The 17,518-nt window shown below is 68.8% G+C and carries 16 protein-coding genes and 1 pseudogene; 4 read left to right on the top strand and 13 right to left on the bottom strand.

The window, feature by feature from the left end; all coding sequences use genetic code 11:
• Positions 1–22: 22 nt before the first annotated feature.
• Positions 23–757: a TVP38/TMEM64 family protein gene (locus ASC79_RS17335; protein ID WP_082532188.1), complete on the bottom strand. Its 735-nt coding sequence runs from the start codon at positions 755–757 to the stop codon at positions 23–25.
• 83 nt (positions 758–840) lie between these two features.
• Positions 841–2,757, bottom strand: coding sequence for a DEAD/DEAH box helicase (locus ASC79_RS17330; RefSeq protein ID WP_082532187.1), 1,917 nt, complete (start codon positions 2,755–2,757; stop codon positions 841–843).
• Between the two features lie 160 nt (positions 2,758–2,917).
• Between ASC79_RS17330 and ASC79_RS17325 the strand changes: the two genes are divergently transcribed.
• Together ASC79_RS17325 and ASC79_RS17320 are read left to right on the top strand one after the other, a co-directional pair.
• Positions 2,918–3,301: a hypothetical protein gene (locus ASC79_RS17325; protein WP_056021568.1), complete on the top strand. Its 384-nt coding sequence runs from the start codon at positions 2,918–2,920 to the stop codon at positions 3,299–3,301.
• Positions 3,302–3,340: 39 nt separating this feature from the next.
• A complete protein-coding gene (locus ASC79_RS17320) occupies positions 3,341–4,570 on the top strand; it encodes a TIGR03862 family flavoprotein (RefSeq protein WP_056021570.1) in 1,230 nt (409 codons plus the stop codon).
• On the opposite strand, the gene ASC79_RS17315 is transcribed toward ASC79_RS17320, so the two are convergent.
• The 10 genes from ASC79_RS17315 to flgB all read right to left on the bottom strand — a co-directional run bounded on the left by ASC79_RS17315 (position 4,542) and on the right by flgB (position 13,402).
• Positions 4,542–5,462 (bottom strand): mechanosensitive ion channel family protein, encoded by a 921-nt coding sequence (locus ASC79_RS17315; protein WP_056021573.1) that lies wholly within the window; start codon positions 5,460–5,462, stop codon positions 4,542–4,544. The two genes, ASC79_RS17320 and ASC79_RS17315, sit on opposite strands and share 29 nt — an antisense overlap.
• A 48-nt stretch (positions 5,463–5,510) precedes the next feature.
• On the bottom strand, positions 5,511–7,580 hold the full coding sequence (cckA, locus tag ASC79_RS17310) for a cell cycle histidine kinase CckA (RefSeq protein ID WP_056023590.1): 2,070 nt from the start codon (positions 7,578–7,580) through the stop codon (positions 5,511–5,513).
• A gap of 75 nt (positions 7,581–7,655) precedes the next feature.
• Positions 7,656–8,744, bottom strand: a complete 1,089-nt coding sequence (flhB, locus tag ASC79_RS17305; protein ID WP_056021582.1) for a flagellar biosynthesis protein FlhB — start codon at positions 8,742–8,744, stop codon at positions 7,656–7,658.
• A gap of 3 nt (positions 8,745–8,747) precedes the next feature.
• Entirely contained in the window at positions 8,748–9,503 is a 756-nt protein-coding gene (fliR, locus tag ASC79_RS17300) for a flagellar biosynthetic protein FliR (RefSeq protein WP_056021585.1), read from the bottom strand.
• Between the two features lie 19 nt (positions 9,504–9,522).
• The gene (fliQ, locus tag ASC79_RS17295) at positions 9,523–9,786 is read right to left on the bottom strand and encodes a flagellar biosynthesis protein FliQ (RefSeq protein WP_056021588.1); all 264 of its coding nucleotides are present in this window, start codon (positions 9,784–9,786) and stop codon (positions 9,523–9,525) included.
• Positions 9,787–9,862: 76 nt separating this feature from the next.
• Entirely contained in the window at positions 9,863–11,407 is a 1,545-nt protein-coding gene (locus ASC79_RS17290) for a glycine betaine ABC transporter substrate-binding protein (RefSeq protein ID WP_056021591.1), read from the bottom strand.
• Complete coding sequence (locus tag ASC79_RS17285; protein WP_056021594.1) at positions 11,404–12,171, bottom strand: ABC transporter ATP-binding protein; 768 nt, start codon at positions 12,169–12,171, stop codon at positions 11,404–11,406. Before ASC79_RS17285 ends, ASC79_RS17290 begins: the two co-directional genes overlap by 4 nt.
• A 49-nt stretch (positions 12,172–12,220) precedes the next feature.
• Complete coding sequence (gene fliE, locus ASC79_RS17280; protein WP_056021597.1) at positions 12,221–12,529, bottom strand: flagellar hook-basal body complex protein FliE; 309 nt, start codon at positions 12,527–12,529, stop codon at positions 12,221–12,223.
• A 13-nt stretch (positions 12,530–12,542) separates the two neighbouring features.
• Positions 12,543–12,962, bottom strand: a complete 420-nt coding sequence (gene flgC / locus ASC79_RS17275; RefSeq protein ID WP_056021600.1) for a flagellar basal body rod protein FlgC — start codon at positions 12,960–12,962, stop codon at positions 12,543–12,545.
• An 11-nt stretch (positions 12,963–12,973) separates the two neighbouring features.
• Positions 12,974–13,402, bottom strand: coding sequence for a flagellar basal body rod protein FlgB (gene flgB, locus ASC79_RS17270; protein ID WP_056021603.1), 429 nt, complete (start codon positions 13,400–13,402; stop codon positions 12,974–12,976).
• 105 nt (positions 13,403–13,507) lie between these two features.
• Between flgB and ASC79_RS17265 the strand changes: the two are divergent.
• A pseudogene (locus ASC79_RS17265) lies at positions 13,508–13,790 on the top strand (flagellar biosynthetic protein FliO); the annotation flags it as partial.
• Between the two features lie 3 nt (positions 13,791–13,793).
• Entirely contained in the window at positions 13,794–14,591 is a 798-nt protein-coding gene (gene fliP / locus ASC79_RS17260; protein WP_056021609.1) for a flagellar type III secretion system pore protein FliP, read from the top strand.
• Positions 14,592–14,598: 7 nt separating this feature from the next.
• On the opposite strand, the gene ASC79_RS17255 is transcribed toward fliP, so the two are convergent.
• Positions 14,599–17,517, bottom strand: coding sequence for an endoglucanase (locus ASC79_RS17255; protein ID WP_056021612.1), 2,919 nt, complete (start codon positions 17,515–17,517; stop codon positions 14,599–14,601).
• Position 17,518 lies beyond the last annotated feature (1 nt).

Genomic DNA, 17,518 nt, shown 5'->3' with positions numbered 1-17,518 from the left:
GATGTCGTTGAGAGTCGAGCGCCTACAGCGCTTCCTGACGGCGTTTCAGACGGCCGGTCAGCAGGCTCAGCAAGGCCAGGGCCGCGAGCGGGAGCGCTACCTGGGGACGTAGCAGGACACCCGCATCGGGCGTTCTGCTGACAAGAAAGGCCTGCCCCAGACCGGCGCCGAGATAGCTGTAGATCAGCGAATAGGGCACCGCCCCGACGGCGGTCGCCGCCACATAGGCGCGGAACGGCGTGCGCGCGCAGCCTGCCGCCAGATTGACCAGGCCAAATGGGCTGAGCGGCACGAGACGCAGGGTCAGCAGATAACGAAACGGGGCGCGCTCAAATCCCACGACCAGCTTGCGAAAGCGGCCGCTGGTGAGGAATCGGCGGACACGGTCGCCCGCGGCGAACCGGGCCGCCAGATAGGTCATGATCGCGCCCAGCGTCGAACCGATGATCGTCGCCAGGGTCCCGACCAGGGGGCCGAACAGGAAGCCTCCGGCCAGCATCAACACCAGCCCGACCGGCACGAACGCGCCGGTGGCGACCGCGTAGAGGCCGATGAAGACCACCAGCGCCGCGATCGGCGCGGCCGCGACCTCGCCGCGAAGGCGGATTTCGTTGGCCTGGATGTTGTCGAACGACATGCTCGCCGCCAGACCGCTGGCGTAGAGCGCAACGGCGGCGCCAATCAAAAGCACCGCCGGGATCCAGCGCGCGACGATCCGCAGCGCGGCCATGCGTCGATCTGAATCAGTCTCGGTCATCTGCTGTACCGCCCTGACGTGCACCCCGGACAAGAAGTGCACGACCACAGCCTAGGACTGATTTTGTGACGGGACCAAGACGCCTATTTGCGCTGGTCGTTGCCCTTCTTCTTCCACGGGGGCTTGCCGGCCTTGGGCCCAGGCGCGCCGGGCGGGCCCTTGAAGGCGGGCTTTCCCCCCTCGTGCGGCGGGCCCTTGCGGAACGGGGGGCGATCTTCGCCAGCCGCCGCGGCCTTGCGGAAGGGCGGCTTGCCCTCACCGGGAGGACCTTTGCGGAAGGGGCGGTCGCCGCTCGGCGGGCCCTTGCGGTGCGGACCGCCGCGCGGCGGCGAGGTCGGGCCGCCGGGCGGACCGGACGCCTCGATCTTGATCTCGTCGTTGACTGTCACCTTCACGGCGGAGGCGAACTTGGCCTCGGCTTCCTTGGAGATCTCGAACTTCGTCTCGCGATCGAAGATCCGGATCGAGCCGATGTCCTTCTTGGTGATGTGGCCCAGGCGGCAGATCATCGGGATCAACCACTTGGGATCGGCGTTCTTGTCGCGGCCCACGGTGATGCGGAACCAGGTGACGTCTTCCGGCGCCAGCCGCGGCGCACGGCCGACGGGACCCTCGTCGCGGTCGGAGGGCTCCCAGCGCTCGCCACGCTGCGGGCGGTCGCGATCACGCGCCTGAGAGTCGCGCATCCGCGCGTCGTCATAGAGCTCTTCCGGCGCCGGCAGACGCTGGCGATAGAGCCGCATCAGCGCCGCGGCGACCTGCTCGGCGCTGCGGGTTTCCAGCACCAGGCGGGCCAGGGCCAGATCTTCTTCCGCCGGCGTTTCGGTGAGGATCGGGTCCTCGAGCATCCGGGCCTGGTCCTTGGCCTTGATCTCGTCGGCCGTCGGCGGACCCTGCCAGTGGACATCGACTCCGGCCGACGCCAGCAGCTGCTCGGCCTTGCGGCGACGCGTGTAGGGCACCAGCAGGACCGAAGTACCCTTGCGCCCCGCCCGGCCCGTACGGCCCGAACGGTGCAGCAGCGCCGGCTTGTTGATCGGCAGGTCGGCGTGGATCACGAGGCCCAGGTCGGGCAGATCGAGACCGCGCGCGGCGACGTCGGTGGCGACGCAGACGCGGGCGTGACCGTCGCGCAGGGCCTGCAGCGCTTCCGAGCGCTCACGCTGGCCCAATTCGCCCGACAGTCCGACGACCGAGAAGCCACGCTCGCGCAGCGCCGCGTGCATATGGCGCACGCCGTCGCGAGTGTTGCAGAAGACCAGTGCGCCCGGAGCCTCGAAGAAGCGCAGGACGTTGACCACCGCCAGCTCGACTTCATTGGGCGCCACGCGGACGGCCCGGTACTCGATGTCGCCGTGCGGCTCGTCGCGGCGAACGGTGTCGATGCGCAGGGCGTTGCGCTGGTAGCGCTTGGCCAGGGCGGCGATGTCCTTGGCGATGGTGGCCGAGAACAGCAGCGTCCGCCGATCGACTGGCGAAGAGTCCAGGATTTCCTCGAGATCCTCGCGGAAGCCCATGTCGAGCATCTCGTCCGCCTCGTCGAGGACGAGGACGCGAAGCGAGCCAAGGTCGAGGTTGCCGCGCTCAAGGTGGTCCTTGAGACGGCCCGGCGTGCCGACCAGGATGTGGCAGCCGGCCGCAAGGGCGCGCTGTTCGCGGCGCGGATCCATGCCGCCGACGCAGGTTTCGACCTTCGCGCCGGACTGGCCGTAGAGCCAGCCCAGTTCCCGGCTGACCTGCATGGCCAGTTCGCGGGTCGGCGCGATCACCAGGGCGAGCGGCGGGCCGGCCTGGCCGAACCACTGCTCGGCGCCGAGCAAGGTCGGACCCGCGGCGAGGCCGAACGCAACCGTCTTGCCCGACCCGGTCTGGGCCGAGACCAGCAGGTCGCGGCCTTCGGCCTCCTCGGTCAGCACCGCCGCCTGGACGGGGGTGGGTTCTTCGTATCCTTGGCTCGCGAGCGCGCGCGCCAAAGCGGGATGAATATCGGGGAAGGCCATGGTCGTCCTTGAAGGTTCGCGCCACACACAAAAAGAGCGCGGGCGCGCCTTAGAGGCCAAGCAAGCGTCTACGGCAAGCCTTACAACGCGGAATTCGTGCTGCCGGGCGCAAGCGCCGCACAAATAAACGTGCCAAGCTGCCTCTGCAAAGGGAGATGTGATGCCAGCTTACGAAACTGAAGTCGCCGCCGCCATGGCCGTCACCGACGCGTTCATGACCGCCTTCAACGCCCGTGACCTGCCGGCCTTCGAGAAGACCTTCAACTTCCCAAGCGTGCGCCTGGCCTCCAACACGTTGACCGTGATCGAGCCGGGCTATCATCAGCCGCAGATGTTCGAGAAGGGCCCGCTCTCGGACTGGGACCACTCTGCATGGGAGCGCCGCGAGGTCATCCACGCCGGCCCGGACAAGGTGCACCTGGACACCCGCTTCACCCGCTACCGCAAGGACGGCACGGTCATCGGCGGCTTCGACTCCATCTATGTGATCACCTGCGAGGACGGTCATTGGGGCGTTAAGGCGCGCTCCAGCTTCGCGCCCTGAGACTGGACATTTCGGACGGAAGGGCCTCTGACCTCGCCCATGTCCACTTCAGTGAAGAACGTCGCGGTGATCGGCGGCGGCCCGGCCGGCCTGATCGCCGCCGAAACCCTGAGCGCCGCCGGCGTGAAGGTGACCGTCTACGACCGCATGCCGACCCTGGGGCGCAAGTTCCTGATGGCCGGCCGCGGCGGGCTCAACCTCACCCATTCCGAAGACCTGCTCACGTTCCGCGCCCACTACGGCGAGGCCGCCTCATGGCTGGCCCCGATGCTGGAGAGCTTCTCGCCCGCTGACTTGATCGCCTGGGCTCAGGACCTTGGCCAGGAGACCTTCGTGGGCTCGAGCGGGCGCGTGTTCCCGCGCGCGTTGAAGGCCTCTCCCCTCCTACGCGCGTGGCTGTCGCGCCTGGCGGACCAGGGCGTGGAGTTGAGGCTCCGCCGCGATTGGCGGGGCTGGAACGAGGCCGGCGAGCTGATCTTCGCAACCGAAGGCGGCGCCATCGAAACCGCCGCGCCTGACGCAACGGTGCTCGCCCTGGGCGGCGCCAGCTGGCCAAGGCTGGGATCGACCGGCGCCTGGGCGCCGCTGCTCGCCGCCAAGGGCGTCGCCATGGCGCCGTTCCGCAGCGCCAACAGCGGCTTCGAAATCGCCTGGAGCAAGATGTTCGCCGAGCGTTTCGCTGGCGAGCCCTTGAAGAACATCGCCCTCAGCTTCGGCGACCGAACGATCCGTGGCGAAGCCATGGTTGCGGCCTATGGGATCGAAGGCGGCGCGATCTACGCACTATCGGCCGATCTGCGCGAGGCGCTGTCCAACGGCGGCCACGCGACGCTGGAGATCGACCTGACCCCGGACCTCAGCCGCGCCAAGCTGACTGACCGGCTGCATCGCGCGCCAGGGGGCCAATCGACGACGAACCTGCTGCGCAAGGCGGCCGGGCTGTCGCCGCTGGCGATCAACCTGCTGCGCGAGGCTCATGGGGTCGAGTTGCCCCGCGAACCTGGCGCCCTTGCCCGCGCCATCAAGGCCGCGCCTTTGCGCTTGACCGCCATGCGGCCACTCGACCGCGCGATCTCTTCCGCGGGCGGAGTCGAACTGACCGCTGTGGACGAGAACCTGATGCTGCGCGTGGTGCCCGGCGTCTACGCCACAGGCGAGATGCTGGATTGGGAGGCCCCAACCGGCGGCTATCTGCTGCAGGCGTGCTTCGCCACCGGCGTCCATGCCGCGCGCGCGATCCTCAAGACTTGGGACGAAGGCGCTCGGTAAGGCTCGGCGCCTTCTTCTTCGGGGCCGTCGCGGGCTTGGCCCGCGGCGCCGGCAGGGCGGGGAGCTGCTCCGCGCCGTCGGCCAGCAGGCGGCCAGCCAGCATGATGTCGGCCTTCACGGCGGCGAAGTCCTGAGCTTCCACCCAGGCCCGGACCGTGAGTTCGACAAAGGCTTCCGACATCCCAGTGAGCTCGACCTGGGGCGCCGGGTCCTTGATCACCAACGGATTGGACTCCGCACGCGCCTTCAGCGCCGCCATCAGCGCGGCGACGTCGCGCTTAAGATCGGTCTTGATCACCGCGTCCACGCGGCGACGGCTGTGATAGCTGGTGTTGACGATCACATCGCCGAACACCTTGCCGTTGGGCAGGACGACCTTGAGGTTGTCAGGGGTGGTCAGCTCGGTCACGAACAGGTCCAGCGAGCGGACCGTCCCGGTGCGTCCCGCGACCTCGATCACATCGCCGACGCGATAGGGCCGAAACAGCAGCAGCATCACCCCAGCCGCGACGTTGCTCAGCGTGCCCTGCAGCGCCAGGCCGACCGCCAGCGAAGCGGCGCCCAGGACCGCCAGGATCGATGTGGTCTGCACTCCCAGCTGCTGCAGCACCGCGATGATCCCGACGATCATCACCAGGTAGCGGGCCGCCGATCCTGCAAAACCCTGCAAGGTCACGTCCGGCGGACCGCCGCCGTGCACGCGGGCGATCAGCCGGCGCACAAGACGCGCCGCCCAGCCTGCCGCCCACCAGGTGACGGTGAGAATGATGACAGCGACGACCAGGTTCACGGCCAGGTCGCCCGCCGCATCGACGAACTTGTGGAAGACGTTCTCGTCGCTCCGGACCGTCTGGCTCAGACGGTTGGTGATCTCGCGTTCAAGTACCTGCATGCCCACCGCTTAGCATTGACGCCCCCGCCAAGACCAACCCGCGCAACGCTACGCCGCCTTTTGAAGTTCCTGCTTCACGCGCTCGGCAAGGGTCTTGATGTCGATCGGCTTCGGCAGGAACGAGATGTTCTCCTCGCCTTCGAGCAGGTTCGAGAACTCGGCCTCGGCATAGCCCGAGATGAACATGACCGGCGCACCGGCCAGGTAGACGCGGGCGTGCTTGAGCAGGTCGGGGCCTTGCATGCCCGGCATGACAACGTCGGAAATCATCAGGTCGATCTGGCCGGCGTACTGTTCGGCCAGTTCCAGCGCTTCCTCGCCCGACCCGGCCTCGATGACCTCGTAGCCGCGGGCGCGCAGCAGCTTGGCCGCCACGGTGCGCACCGCGTCCTCGTCCTCGACGAACAGGATACGGCCGGCGCCCGACAGATCGCGGGCCTTGGGCGGCGCGCGGTTGGCGGCGGGCGTCGGGGCCGGCGCGGCGGCGGTCGGAATGTGGACCGGCAGGAAGATGCGGAAGGCCGCGCCCTCGCCCGGCTTGGAAGCAACGCTGATCCAGCCGTCCGATTGCTTGACGATGCCGTAGACGGTGGCCAGGCCCAGACCCGTCCCCTCGCCCACCGGCTTGGTGGTGAAGAACGGGTCGAAGATCTTGTCCATCACCTCGGGGGTGATCCCCGGGCCGTCGTCGGAGACCTCGATGAGGGCCTGGTCGCCCTTGGCGGCGGGATAGCCCTGGGCGATCGCCTCGTCCTGGGTGAGACGGGCCAGACGGATCCGGACCACGCCGCCGCCGTGAGCGCGCACGGCGTCTCGCGCGTTGACGGCCAGGTTCATGACCGCCGTCTCGATCTGGCTGCGGTCAGCGCGCACGTGCGGCAGGTTGCGGCCGTACTCGGTCTCCAGCTTCACGTCCTCATAGAGCACGCGGCGCAGCAGGACTTCGGACTCGCTGATCAGTTCGCCCAGATCGAGGGTCTCGCGCTGGACGGTCTGCTTGCGCGAGAAGGCCAGCAGCTTGCGCACCAGATCGGCCGCGCGGGCCGATGTGGAGCGGATCTCGTTGAGGCCCTCATAGGAGGGATCGCCGACGGGGTGGCGCTGAGCCAGCACGTCGAGCTGGAAGAAGATCGCGGTCAGCAGGTTGTTGAAGTCATGGGCGACGCCGCCGGCCAACTGGCCGATGGCCTGCATCTTCTGGCTCTGCGAGAGCTGCAGTTCGATCTGCTTCTGCTCGGAGACGTCCACCAGATAGGCGACCCAACGCCCCTCGCCCTTGGACAGATAAAGGTGGGCGATCTTGGCCTGATCGGACGCCAGACGCACTTCGAGCACGCCCACATGCCCTTCGGCCAGCTTTTGCGCGGCGTCGGCGCGGGAGGCCGCGTCGATCAGGTCGCCGAACCGCGAACCGTTGGCGCCTCCGCCCGCCAGACCGGCCAGCGCCGGATTGGCCTCGATGATCGTCGCTTCGAAGGGATCCTCACCATCGAGCAGAGCCGCGCCGAACGGCGAAGCGGCGGCGAAGGCGTCCAGCACCTTGGGCGGCGGCGGCTTGGCGGTGTTGAACGCCTGCAGGACTTCGGCCGCGGCCGGCGGCAGCGCCAGCGGCGGGGTCTCAGCCAGTCGCACCAGGAAGCGGCGTTCGCCCAGCGGGGCGACCGTCGCCGTGTGCTCGGCGCCGTTGTTGCGGATCGACGCCTGGCCGGTCTCGCCGCGGCGGGCGGCGGTCAGGGCCGAGAACAGGCTGGCGGCCGAGGAGCCGCCCTTGGGCAGGCGGGCCGCCGCGCCGAGCAGCGAGCGCCAAGCGGCGTTGGCGGCATGGATGCGTCCGTCTGCGGCGGCGATCGCCGCCGGCTCGGTCAGGGCGTCAACCATCTGATCGGCGGCGGGTTCGCCGGCGACCGCCGGCTCCGCCGAGCCGCGCAGCGCGAACAGGCCCAGGCAGGCGACGCCGAACAACCCGATCAGCAGCATCACGCCCGCCCGCGTCGCGGGCCCGGCATGGAAGGCCGGCACCGCCGCGAAGCCGACGGCGGCGAGGAAGCACAGCACAGCCAGCGCCGTCATCGGGTCGAAGCGGCGAGCCGCGCGGTCCTGCGTCTTGGGCTTGGCCATGGGACGGTCCCGGTTGAATTCGAACGAGGAAGCCTGCGCCTCCGGCGAATCAGTCACGCAATGTTCTCATATTTCTTAGTGGTGGCGGGCCTTTGCGGCCACGCGGGCGCTGCTCTGCATGATGAAGCCGATCAGCTTCGCCACGGCTTCGTAGTGAGCAGGCGGGATGTAGTCGTCCAGTTCGACCGCCGCGTAGAGCGCGCGAGCCAGCGGCGGGTCCTCGATGATCGGCACGCCGTGCTCTTCGGCAAGCGCGCGGATCTTCAGCGCGACGGCGTCCATACCCTTGGCCACGCACTGCGGCGCGGCGGCTTCCCCCGCCTCGTAGCGCAGCGCCACGGCGTAGTGGGTCGGGTTCATGACCACCATGGTGGCGTTCGGGACCGCGGCCATCATCCGCCGGCGCGAGCGCTGAATGGCGATCTGGCGGCGCTTGGCCTTGAAGTGAGGGTCGCCTTCCGAGTTCTTGAATTCTTCCTTCTGCTCTTCCTTGGTCATCCTCATGCGCTTGAGGAAGCGCTGGCGCTGCCAGAACCAGTCGAAGCCGGCGATCACGAGCATCAGGGCGGCGGTGGCGAAGACCAGTTTGCGAAGGATCTCGACCATCAGCGGCAGCATGGCGGCCGGATCGAGGGCGGCCAGCTCCTTCAGCGGATGGATGTAGGGCTTCATGACGACCCAGCCGACCCAGCCGACCATCACGATCTTCACCAGCGACTTGAAGAACTGCATCAGGCCGTCGGGGCCGAGGATACGCTTCAGGCCAGCGAGCGGAGAGACCTTCTTCCATTCCGGTTTGATCTTGTCGGGGCTGTAGAGCAGGCCCGTCTGCACGAGGTTGCCCGCGGCGCCGAGCACGGCCGCCACCACCATGACGCAGAGCAGGATCGGCGCGGCCGCGCGCGCCGCATGGACGGCCACATCGATCGCGCCATGCCCTTCCAGGCTGATGCTCTCGGGCCTTGAGATGAACGGCAGCAGTTCGGCCGCCAGATTGCGCGACATCCAGCCGCCGGCGATCGCAATGACCGCCGCTGCGCCGGCGAACGAGGCCAGCATCGCCAGATCGGGGGTCTTGGCGACATCCCCTTTCTCCCTGGCTTTCTGGAGTTTCTGGGGTGTCGCCTCTTCTGTTTTGGAGGCTGCGTCCTGTTCGTCGGCCATGACCTAGCCCAGGAACAGCGAGACGAGCTCGCGATAGCGGTTGAGCCAGACCATCCCGATCACGCCCAGGCTGAGCGCGAAGATCGACAACCCCAGCAGCACGATCAACGGGGTGACGACGAAGAACACCTGGAACTGCGGCATCACCCGCCCGACCAGGCCGGCGGCGACGTTGAAGATCACCGAAAACACGACGACCGGCGCAGCCAGCTGCAGGCCGAGCCGGAACGAGCCCGCCACCGTCTGCACCGCCAGCTGGGTGCTGTCGGCGATCGCCAGTTCCCGGCTGAACGGGAACACGGCGTACGAATGCACGATCGCCGCCAGGAACATGTGATGCAGGTCGGTCGCCATGATCAGGGTGACGCCGATCAGCATCAGGAAGGTGCTCAGCGTCGTCGACGGCTGCGCCTGCCCCGGCGCGGCGGTCTGGGCGAAGGCCAGGGTCGTCTGGATCGAGATGATTTCACCCGCCGTCGACAGCGACGACAGGAACATCTTGAGGATCGTGCCGATCATCAGGCCGATCAGCAGCTCCTTGATCACGCCGCTGGCGACGCCCGAGACCGTGCCGGGGACCGGCAGCCCCTTGGCCACCAAAGGCATCAGCATCAAGGCCATCAGCAGGGCGAAGGACAGCCGCACGCGCGGCGGCACGCTGGTGTCGCCAAAGCCAGGCAGCAGCATGATGATCGCGCCCACGCGGGCGAAGATCAGCCCGGCGGCGTAGACCTGATTTGCGGCGGCGAAGCTTTCCATGGGAGCGGCCGGGCGGCCGCTACATCGCTGCGATGCGGGCGGCGATCTGGCGCATGAAGCCGCTCATCAGCGCGCCCATCAGCGGCAGGAACAGCAGCAGCGACAGGAAGATCGCAACGATCTTGGGCGCGTAGACCAGGGTCGCCTCCTGGATCTGGGTCAGGGCCTGCATCAGGCCCACCCCGACCCCGACCACCAGGCCGACGATCAGTACGGGCGCGCAAAGCTGAATGGTGAGCCAGATGGCGTCGCGACCGACGTCCAGAACCTCGGCGCCGTTCATCGGTAGGCCTCTTGGGTACGCGTGGAATGCTGGAAATCAGCTAGGTCGAAATTGCCTACTTATGGTTAACGAAGGGCTACTTCGAAGGTTCGAGCGCCCTCGCCGCCTGGGCCGGCGACAGCTTGCCGCGGTCGCGGTCGACGCTGTAGTTCGCCGCCCGCATGGCCTCCACCGAGATCGACCCGACCAGCGGCTTCAGCGCGTCCAGAAGACGCGCGTCTCCCGCCCGCTTTGGCGACACCAGGATCACCGCGTCGTAAGGCGGCAACGCTCCCTTTGGATCGCCGAGCACCACGAGCTTGTCGGCCGCGATCCGTCCATCGGACGAGAATGCGGAGATCACGTCGGCCTCGCCGCCGGAGAGGGCGCGATACATGAAGGTCGGCTGGAACGAGCGCTCGGCCTTGAAGTGGAAGTCATAGGCAGCATCGACAGCCTTCCACTCGGGCCGCGACAGGAACTCGATATCCGAGCCCAGCGTCAGCCGCGGCGCCTGCCGGGCGAGGTCGGCCAGGCTGGTGATTCCCAGCGCGTCGGCGCGATCGGCCCGCATGGCGAAGGCGTAGGCGTTCTCGAAGCCCAGCGACCCCAGCACCACGACGCCGTCGCGCTGTTTCAGCTCTTCCGTGAGCTGGGCCAGGACCTCGGCTCGGCCAGGGTTGTCGTCGCGCTTGAGGACATTGGTCCAGAGGGTGCCGGTGTAGTCGACATAGACGTCCAGCTCGCCTGCCGCGAGCGCGCGATAGGCGACCGCCGAACCGAGATCCTCCTTGCGCGAGACGCGGGCGCCGGTCGCCTCCAGCCGCTCGGCCATCAGCTCGGCGAGAATGTACTGCTCGGAGAAATTCTTGGCGCCGACGACGTAGCTGGCCGGCTTGCCGATGGCCGCCAGCGGGCTCATCGCCGCCAGGGCGCCGATCACCAGCAGCACGGCGCCTGCGATGATCAGCCCGCGCCGCCGACGGGCCGCGCCGGTTTCGATCAGGCCCAGCAGTTGGTCCACAATCATCGCCAGACCCGCAGAGGCCGCGCAGCCGAACAGCACGAAGATCCAGTTCTCGGTCTGCAGCCCGGCGAAGATGTAGTTGCCCAGGCTGGTCTGCCCGACCGGGGTCGAGAGCGTCGCTGCGCCAATCGTCCAGACGGCGGCGGTGCGCACGCCGGCCATGATCACCGGCATCGCCAACGGCAGCTCGACCTGAAACAGCCTCTGGCGCGCGGTCATGCCCACGCCGTCGGCCGCCTCGCGCACCGCCGGGTCGACGCCCAGGATACCCGCCGTCGCCGTGCGCAGGATCGGCAGCATCGAATAGAGCGTCAGGGCCAGCAGCGACGGCAGAAAGCCGAGCGCCGAGAACCCCTTGCCGAACACCGCCAGGCTCGCCGCCGACAGGCCCAGCAACACTGGATAGAACAGCGCCAGCAGAGCCAGGCTGGGGATCGTCTGGATGAGGCCAGCGAAGGCCAGCACCGGCCAGCGCAGGCGTGGGCTGCGGCTCGCCGCCACCGCCAGCGGCAGGCTGATCAGTACGCCCAGCAGCAGGGCGCTGGCGCTCAGCAGGACATGCCAGGCCAAATAATCGGGAAGCAGGGCGAAGGCCTGCGCGATGCGTTCGTTCACGTGGCCGCCCCCAGGCGCTCGCGCAGCCGTTCGGCCTGACGACGCGGCGCCTCCAGCAGCGCGCGGACCTCGGGATCGGTGGTCGAGGCCAGCAACTCGGCCGGAGCGCCGTCGGCGACGATGCGTCCACCGGTGAGCACCACGATGCGGTCGGCCAGCAGAACCGCTTCGGCCATGTCGTGGGTGACCATGACCGTCGTCAGGTTGAGCTTGTCGTGCAAGGCGCGATAGTCGCCGCCCAGGGCGTCGCGCGTCAGCGGATCGAGCGCCCCGAACGGCTCGTCCATCAGCATGATCTTCGGTTCGGCGGCCAGCGCGCGGGCCACGCCGACGCGCTGGCGTTGCCCCCCCGACAGCGCCGCGGGCATCCGGCCCGCCACCTCGTGCGGCAGATCGACCAGTTCGAGCAGATCGTTCACGCGCCCGGCGATCCGTGGGCGTTCCCAGCCCAGCAGCCGCGGCGTCACGGCGATGTTCTCGCCCACGGTCAGGTGCGGGAAGAGCCCGATCTCCTGAAAGACATAGCCGATGCGCCGACGCAGCTGGTGCACGGGCTGGGCGCCGGCGTCCTCGCCCCCGATCCGGACGCTTCCGGAGTCAGGCTCCGACAGACCGTTGATCGTCTTCAGGAGGGTGGTCTTGCCAGATCCGGACGGGCCGACCAGGGCGACGAACTCGCCGGGCTGGATCGCCAGATCAACGCCGGCTAGCGCCGCATGCGCGCCGAAACGCTTCTCGATTTTCGAAAGCTCGATCGCCGGCATGCCCTAGGCGTAACACGGCCAGGTGGAAGGGAAACCCCCGCCTCGCCCGTCAGATCGGCATGCGCATGATTTCCTGGTAGGCGTTGATCACCTGATCGCGGACGGCCATCACCGTCTCCAGGCTGGCCTCGGCCGCGGAAATGGCGGTCACGACGTCGATCAGTTCGGCCTTGCCCGCGACCTGGGCGGCGATCTGGCCTTCCGCCTTCCTGGTGTTGTGCATGACGTCGTTCATGGCCGACTTGACCATGGAGCCGAAGTCCAGGCCCTGGTCGTCCTGACTGGCCGATGGCGGTTTGATCACCGCCGTGTTCTGGGTCGCGGCGTAGGCCTTGGCGGCGGCGAGCGCGGTCATCATGGCTTAGGCCGCCCTACTTCTTGAGGATGTCGAGGGTGCGCTGCTCCATGGCGCGCGCCGTCTCGATGACGTTGAGGTTCGCTTCGTAGGCCCGCTGGGCCTCCTTCATGTCCAACGCCTCGACCAGGGTGTCGACGTTGGGCAGTTTCACATAGCCTTTGTCGTCGGCGGACGGATGGCTGGGGTCGTAGACGCTCCGGAAGTCCTTGCGGTCCGGCTCGACGCGGGCGACGCGCACGCCCTGGCCGGCGTCGGTCTTGTAGGGCGTGAACACCGGCACCTGCCGGCGGTACGGATCGCCGCCCGGCTGGCGCGACACCGACTGGGCGTTGGCCATGTTCTCGGCGATGACCCGCATCCGCGCCTGCTGCGCGCGCAAGGCGGTCGCGGCGATCGCCTGGGTGGCGCCGGTCATGGGCTTGATATCGGCCATCTAGCTGATCCTTAACCGCGGCCAGGGGCGCGGCTGGCGGCCCGCAGCATGCCCAGGGACTTCTGGTAGAAACTGATCGCCGCGTCGTAGTTCATCCGCGCCTCGGCCATCTTCAGCATCTCTTCCTCGAGCACGACCGAGTTGCCGTCGAGCGTCGTTTCGGAGTCCTTGGCCTTGATGGGCTTGAAGCCGCTGCGGTGCTGCGAGGCCGGCGACATGTGGCCCGGCTGGGTCACCGCTTGCCCTGCCGCGGCCGACATGGCGGTCGCGCCTTGCGCGGCCTTGACCTGAGCCTGGAAGGAGTAGGCCTTGAGATCGTTGGGCGTGTAGCCGGGCGTATCGGAGTTGGCGACGTTCTGCGAGATCAGGCGCTGTCGCTCACCGAGGTGCCCAAAGCGCCCCTTTAGCATCGCGAACAGCGGAATCTCGTTCAGGTTCATAGCTCAAGATGGTGAACAAACAGGGTTAACCAGGCCTTAAGACCCTGCAGCGCACACCCAGGGGGACAGCGCACGAGTCGCGCCCCGCCCCCTTTCGAACACCTGATGGAATTCGCTGATTTCCTCCGCGCCGTCTTCGCCCTGGCGCTGACCCTGGGGCTCGTCGGCCTTGCGGCCGTCGCCCTGCGGCGCTTTGGGCCCGACGCCGTCGCGCGCCTGGCCAAGGCCAAGGCTGACCGCCGCCTGAAGGTCGTCGAGACCCTGGTCCTGGACCCCTCCCGACGGCTGGTCGTGGTCTCGTTCGACGGCGAGGAGAAGCTCCTGCTGCTCGGCGAGGGCCAGGTCCTGCAAAGTCCCGCCAAGCCCGCCCGCAAGCCAAAGATCACCGCCGATGCGTAAGGTTTTCGCCGCCCTCTTCCATCTACGCGCCGAAGACTGGCGGCGCGCGGCCGGGCTCTCGGTGCTGGCGACCCTCGCGGCGATGATCTTCCCGGCCGCGGCCGCGGCCCAGGCGATCAACATCGACCTCGGGACCGGCGCCGGGCTCTCGGAGCGGGTCGTCCAGATGGTCGGCCTGCTGACCGTCCTGTCGCTGGCCCCCTCGATCGTCATCATGACCACGTCGTTCGTGCGGATCGTGGTCGTTCTGGGCCTGCTGCGGACGGCGCTTGGCCTGCAGCAGAGCCCGCCCAATGCAGTGCTGATCAGCCTGGCGCTGTTCCTGACCGCCATCGTCATGGGCCCGACGTTCCAGAAGTCCTACGACGAGGGCATCAAGCCGCTGATGGATCAGCAGATGGAGCTGCCGGCGGCGTTCGACGCCTCGGCCGCCCCGGTGAAGACCTTCATGCTGAGCCAGGTGGATCAGGACGATCTGGCGCTGTTCATCCGGCTCTCAAAGATCGAACGGCCGGCCACCGCCCAGGAGACGCCGCTGAGCGTCGTCACCCCGGCGTTCATGATCTCCGAATTGAAGCGGGCGTTCGAGATCGGCTTCCTGCTGTTCATCCCGTTCCTGGTCATCGACCTGGTCGTCGCCAGCGTGCTGATGAGCATGGGTATGATGATGCTGCCGCCGGTGGTGGTCTCGCTGCCCTTCAAGCTTATCTTCTTCGTGCTGGTCGACGGCTGGCGGCTGGTCGCAGGCAGCCTGGTCGAGAGCTTCCAGCGCGGCGCCGGCGGCGGATAGCGAAGCGTCAGCCGCGGGCGGCGGTCGGCGCCACAGCCTGCTTTGCGGTCGGCGCTGGCGTCGTGGCCGGGCCGAGAGGCGCCGGCTTCTCGCGGAACTTGACCTTCATCTTGGCGACCCAACCGGCGAACGCCTCGTTGTCGGCCGTGGCCCGGCCGAAGTCGCTGACGTTGAGTTGCCCGGTCTGCACGCCGGTCAGGGCGACGCGCAGCGCCTCGGGATTGCGCGCCTGGTCGTAGAAGCCCGAGTAGCGCTGCTGCATCCGCGCCAGGGAAACGTCGTCGCCGGCCAGGCTGTAGGCGACACCGGTGCGCAGCAGCTTGCCTTCCTCCTCGGCGCTGAGCGGGCCCGGCAGCTTCCAGCGATCACCCAGGCTCTTCTCGAAGATCGAGGCGGCTGCAGCCCAGTTCTTCTGCTTCCAGAAGATCTCGCCGCGGGTGTCCTGGGCGTCGCGGCCTGTGTCGCGTTCCAGCAGCTCCAGGCCGTGGTCGTAGCGGCCCAGGCCCATCAGCGCGCGGGCCTCGACGACGCGGCGCTCGGCGTTGAGGGCGGTGGGCAGGATCGTCGTGCGCGAGGCGTTGATCGCCTGCAGCGCCTGCTCGGGCCGGCGATCCATCAGGTAGATCAGCGCCAGATCGGTGGAGACCTGCGCCCGCGGCACGCCGTTGAGGCGGTTCTCGGCCTGGTACTTCAGCAGTTCCGCGGCCTGATCGAGCAGATCCACGTCGACGAGGCGGCGGACCAGCCGGCGCACCATCATGTCGCCGTCAGCGCCCAGCGGCGTCAGTTCGCGGAAGTCGTAGAACATCGCCAGGGCCTGAACAGGCTCCAGGCCATCGGCGGCGCCGTCGAGGAACAGCGCCCGGAAGGCGGCCGCCAGATCGGCCTGCAGCTGCAGGGCCTCCGGCAGATCGGGCATGCGGCTCCCTGCTCCGCGCAAGGCTTCCAGCGCCTCGCGGTAGCGACCCTGGCTCAGATAAAGGTGGCCCAGCGCGCGGATGGTCTCGAGCTCGGTCGCATCGCCCCGCCAGCGATAGCGCAGGCCGGCGAAGACGTTGGCGGCCTGGACAGGGGTGATCTTGCCCGTCTCCAGGCGGATCTTGGTGGCGCGCAAGGTCGCCGGCGCGGCGATCGCCTCGCTCGGCGCGCCGGCCACGGCGGCGTAGATGCGCAGCGCACGGTCCTTGTGGCCCAGCGCCTCGACGACCTGGCCCTGGACCAGCCGGGTCGCCAGCTCCTCCAACGGGTCGGTCCTGTCCATGAGGGCGAGCTTGATGCGCGCATCGGCGCCGTTCACGTCGCCCAGAGCCAGCGCGGCCAGGGCGTCCGAGCGGGCGAAGCGCGCCTTCCACGTCGGCGAGAACTGGTTGAACGCCTCGGCGCCGGCCCCGAACTGGCTGCGCGCCTCGGGCCACTGGGCCAGTTGGGCGGCGACGTACGAGCGCCACAGGGAGATGGACGGGTCGTCCTGCAGGATCGGCGCGGAGAAGTCGGCCTGCGCCTCCTTGTAGCGGCGCGCCATGACACGGGCGATGCCGCGCAGGCCGCGGAATTCCGGATCCTCCATCACCGAAGGATTGCGGCGCGCGGTATCGTTGAGCACGCCGATGGCTTCGAACGAGAGCTCGGAGCCGACCAGGAACCTGGCCAGCGCCATGCGCGCCGCCACCGGAGCGTCACGCCCGACGGCCGCCTCTTCGTTGGCGGCGGCCAGCAGGGCGTTGTAGCGCGAGAGGAATCCGCCCGAGCCGGTCTTGGCCCAGTTCTGATGGTCGATCAGGCCAGGCAGGCTGGCCGGCTGCGGGGCGCCAAGCGTCGCTTCGGCGCGCACGACCGTGGCCGAGGCCGGCGACAGCGTCAGGCCCGCCGGGCGTCCGATCTGCACCAGGTCGCCATCCTGGCTCATCGCCAGGTCGTCGATATAGGACTCCGCCGCCAGGCCCTGGGCCGAGGGCAGCAGCGCCATCTGTACGAACTCGCGGCGCGACGGCAGCCCCTTGGCCGGGCCGAGGGCGGTGACGACTGAGAGCGTGTCGCCCACGATCGGATCGGCGACACGCACGACCTTGGTCGCGCCGGAAACCGCCGCCTTGAGGCCCGCCGGACCGCCGGCCTGATCGCGCACCACCCGGATCTGCGCAGCCTGCTCGACCTGGGCGCCGGGGCCCAGGATCACGGTCCAGGTCGCGCCCTGGGAGGCGGCGAAGAACGGCGTGCTGGAGGGCGACTCGATGCGGACGGCCGCATAGTCGTTCCCGCGATAGGTCGTGACGCCGCCCATCTGACGCAGGCCGCGCGGTGCGGCCGAGATGTCCAGGGCCGCCGGAGCGTCGAACACCACCCAGACCGCGCCGCCGCGCCGGAACACCGAGGCGCCCGCTGGGTTGGCCCACGGGAAGCTGAGCTGCACCTGCCCCGCCCCGACCTTGGTCGCCATGCGGACCACGCCGCCGGCAGGGACAGGATTGGCGCGCGGCGGCGTCGGCGCCGCGACCGGGGCGGCCTCGGCCATGGCGGTCGGCGCAGCAGGCGCCGGCGGCTTTTCGAAGAGATTGACGTAGGTCGAGCCATCGGCCGTGCCCACACGGGCGTCGGCGTTGTCGGCGAGGGTCAGCACAAGGGTCGCGCCGCCGGCGGCGCGGCGCAGTTCAGCGGCCTTCAGCCAGCGTGGCGGCGAAACGCGCAGGCGGCTGATGTCCGGATTGGCGCCGCGCGCCAACTGCAGCGTCAGCGTCTGGCCATCGCGCCGCGCCACGGCGCGGCCGCCGAGCTCGATCCGCGAGAAGTCCTTGGCCTGGGCGACCCGAACCTGGGCGCTGGGACGGGCAGCAGCTTCCGATGTCTGTGCGGACAGACCGGTAGGCGCAGCGACGCTGGCGATGGTAATCGCCGCGACGCTCGACCTGAGGGCCTGGCGCAGTTTCATC

It is taken from the genome of Phenylobacterium sp. Root1290, assembly GCF_001425305.1.
Lineage (GTDB): Bacteria > Pseudomonadota > Alphaproteobacteria > Caulobacterales > Caulobacteraceae > Phenylobacterium.
The sequence above is the reverse complement of the archived record's forward strand: the minus strand, read 5'-3'. Positions and strand labels throughout refer to the sequence as shown.